Origin of the sequence: Gilliamella sp. Nev3-1, assembly GCF_001690435.1 — a bacterium.
Taxonomy (GTDB): Bacteria; Pseudomonadota; Gammaproteobacteria; order Enterobacterales; family Orbaceae; genus Gilliamella; species Gilliamella apicola_C.
Genome location: NZ_LZHN01000032.1, coordinates 1 through 3,225, shown reverse-complemented (window position 1 = coordinate 3,225; position 3,225 = coordinate 1). Strand labels below are relative to the sequence as shown.

4 protein-coding genes and 1 pseudogene are annotated in these 3,225 nt (G+C 35.6%); 1 reads left to right on the top strand and 4 read right to left on the bottom strand.

The genetic code is table 11. The annotated features are described in order from the left end of the window. A pseudogene (gene rlmL / locus A9G40_RS05675) lies at positions 1 to 249 on the top strand (bifunctional 23S rRNA (guanine(2069)-N(7))-methyltransferase RlmK/23S rRNA (guanine(2445)-N(2))-methyltransferase RlmL); the annotation flags it as partial. A 694-nt stretch (positions 250 to 943) separates the two neighbouring features. On the opposite strand, the gene A9G40_RS05670 reads toward rlmL, so the two are convergent. The 4 genes from A9G40_RS05670 to A9G40_RS15800 all read right to left on the bottom strand — a co-directional run bounded on the left by A9G40_RS05670 (position 944) and on the right by A9G40_RS15800 (position 3,223). Beyond that, positions 944 to 1,405 (bottom strand): hypothetical protein, encoded by a 462-nt coding sequence (locus A9G40_RS05670; protein ID WP_065582262.1) that lies wholly within the window; start codon positions 1,403 to 1,405, stop codon positions 944 to 946. A 75-nt stretch (positions 1,406 to 1,480) separates the two neighbouring features. Next, positions 1,481 to 1,969: a hypothetical protein gene (locus A9G40_RS05665; RefSeq protein WP_141675205.1), complete on the bottom strand. Its 489-nt coding sequence runs from the start codon at positions 1,967 to 1,969 to the stop codon at positions 1,481 to 1,483. A gap of 262 nt (positions 1,970 to 2,231) precedes the next feature. Next, positions 2,232 to 3,056 (bottom strand): IS3 family transposase, encoded by an 825-nt coding sequence (locus A9G40_RS05660; RefSeq protein ID WP_081302165.1) that lies wholly within the window; start codon positions 3,054 to 3,056, stop codon positions 2,232 to 2,234. Then, positions 3,056 to 3,223, bottom strand: a complete 168-nt coding sequence (locus tag A9G40_RS15800; protein ID WP_081302164.1) for a transposase — start codon at positions 3,221 to 3,223, stop codon at positions 3,056 to 3,058. The genes A9G40_RS05660 and A9G40_RS15800 overlap by 1 nt, the downstream gene beginning before the upstream one ends. Positions 3,224 to 3,225 lie beyond the last annotated feature (2 nt).

The window sequence follows — 3,225 nt, the reverse complement described above, 5'->3', positions numbered from 1 at the left end:
AATTCCAAACGTATGAATAATACCTTTGATGTGCAACGAGATCACCTAAAATTAATGGCGGATCTAAAACGCTTGCTAAAACCTAATGGCACTATCCTCTTTTCGAATAATAAACGTGGTTTTAAGATGGATAGCAGTGGTATGCAAAATCTAGGACTTACCTATCAAGAAATTACCAATAAAACGCTTTCGCTTGATTTTAAACGTAACAAGCAAATCCACTGCTGTTTTATTGTGAAGCATCAATAATTAACCGCCTACACGGCGGTTAATTCCACCAAAAAACCTCAATAAAATCAATAGGTTTTCTGAACGTTTTTTACAGCGGTAACCATGCCTAAACAATGCAATATTGAACAATACATCACAAGCTAAATCTTTAAATCCTAGATTTGAATTATCATTACATATTGGCACTACGATATAAATAAAAATTATTTTATGGTTAGTTGCTCTTACGCATTAATTAGTTGTTTCTGTTACTACATATATCATAACGTCGCTCCTAAACCAAAATAAATCATTTTAATATTACCTTTCTATCTACAAAATATTACTCTATCTGTGTTAAATCACTCGTTGTTGTTGCTGTGCGGCTGCCGTTTAAAGATTACGGTGAAATACAAAGTGCATAGCCAATTTGTTCTGTTATTGGTTCTGAAAATATCAATCCATAAGCATCAACTAAGTAGTAGTTATCATTCTTATGGCGATTATTCGACCAAAATTTTCTATAAATATGACGATCTAGCCTAAAAACATCAGAGCCCCATTCTGGAATGATTCCTCCTCCAAGTTGTACCTTAGAGAACCCTTCTTTACCAGTAGGGTATCCTTGATGCCAATTTAGCTCAACATTTTTAACATTGGTTAATTCAGGTACAGATTGAATCTTTAGGCTGCTTACTGTAGCTTAGTTCATGAGGAAAAGACCCTGCGATTGTTAAATTAAACGGAAATGAATCGCCTGCCGTGGTTGGAAAATTAGCTGAAGGGCTATTAATATTTTGAAGTTGATATCCTTTTTTGCCCCTGACTCCCTATACAAATCGGACGCTACCCATTCATTACCTATATGCTCACTGTGTGGGGTTGGTTGAGTAAGTGGATATGCCCAACATGCATAAGGATTGGAAACAGCAGGCTTAATATGTAAAACCAATCGATCCTCAAATGCCCATGGATCCTCATTCCACTCATCTTCCGTGACAGTTGCTCCAAATGATCTTCTAGATGGCACACCAGACTTACTCAAAACTGAAGAAATGCTAGATAGTAAAACCATTCTATAGCTATAACGACAAGGATCAATAAGGTCATTACGTTTATAACTGCGCTCTCCCCACTCGGCCAAATCATCACTACCATAATCATCTGCTTCATCAAATATTTTTAGCGAAACCATACCGGCACCACTCAGAATTTCATCGCCATCATCATCAAAAAAATATTGCCTATCATAACGGCTATTAAATTCTATTTATTGCCCATTATCTTCTGCCCACTCGGGTATTGGATGATTTTTGGGGATAATCGAATTAATATCGGCAAACGTTTTAATCGATTCAGGTAACAAAATAGGATTCTGTTGTGACGAAGTATTATTATCGAGTGTATATCGAAAAGTTTGATTACCAACTTGATAGCTCATCCAAAAAATATCATCAACGCCTAATATTTTAGTTTTCCCTCCATCGAAACTTAAATAAGGCGCAGTACCATTAATCACATTGGTAGTTTCGGCAACATAAATAACTTCTGAACTTAAGGCGATTGCTCTATTAACATAAGTCGTTAATAACAAGCTAATGCCAATAAATATTGGTGTTAATGAAAAAGATAACAATCTTGTTGTTTTAGAATAAAAGTCGAAAAGTATTTGTAGGTGAAAAACGCTTAAATTAGTTAATGTTTCTTTTATTTTTACCAATAATTTATGGCTGGCAACCAAACAACTATTCCTTAGCACGTTCTAAATCCTTTTCTACAACTTATATTTACTTTAATTCGAGCTTTTCTATTATTAAATAGATAGAAAGTATAAGTAAATCGCTAGTATTTTGTAAACGTGTTTTTTTAAAATTTATTATAGTATATAAAAGTAAGCATAAATATTGTTGCTATTTTTCTAATTTCTGAGTGTCAGTTAATTGGAAAGACAATGGGATACAAAGAATGTTTAGATTATCCCTGTAAATACCCCAAACTTAGTACACAACTCACGTAGAAAATTAAGCTGCCTGTTTTAATGTTTTATATTCGAGCGGTGTCATGTTATTTAATGCCTCATGTGGTCTTTCGGTGTTATAAATCGTTAACCCTTCTTCGGTTATTCTCCTTGCTTGCGCTAAGTTGTTAAAAAGATATAAATCGAGTACTTCAGTACGATAGGTACGATTAAATCGTTCAATATAGCCATTTTGATATGGGCTACCGGGCTGGATATAATCAATGGCTATATCATGTGATTTAGCCCAGTTTATAAAGGTTTTTCCTGTAAATTCTGGTCCATTATCGACGCGTATTTTTAATGGATACCCATGATATTCGGCCAGTTTATCTAAGTAACGGGTAATCCTTCCTGCCAGTAAGCTTACTGCAATATCAATACCTAACGCCTTACGATTAAAGTCATCGATAACATTGAATGTCCTAAAGCGACGTTGATTACAGCGACTATCACTCATAAAATCCATTGACCAACATTCACCTTGTTTATTGGGGGCTAATAACCTTTCCGGGCATCGTGGAGGAATGCGTTTTTTACGCTTTACCCTGAGATTAAGCTTTAATTCACAATACACCCGATATACCCGTTTATGATTCCATTGATAGCCGAGCTTTCTGATACGATTAAAACATTTAGGAAAGCCCCAGCGTAAATGCCGGTCTGTGATAGCATTCAACACCGAAACAATCACCGAATCATCCTGTAACTTAGCTTGATAATAGTAAGCACAACGGCTTAAACCAACAATGGCACAACTCATAGCAATAGTAACTGAATGATTTTGTTGTAGTCGCTGTGCCCACGTTTTACGTGCCCCTGTTGGCACTAAAGCTTTTTTATGATTTCTTCCTGAAGCTGAGATTTTAAACTGAGCTCAGCAAACATCTGTTTAAGTTTACGGTTTTCCGCCTCCAGCTCCTTTAAACGTTTGATGTCTGAAATTTCCATACCACCGTATTTATCACGCCATTTATAGAAAGTTGAATTACCCATGC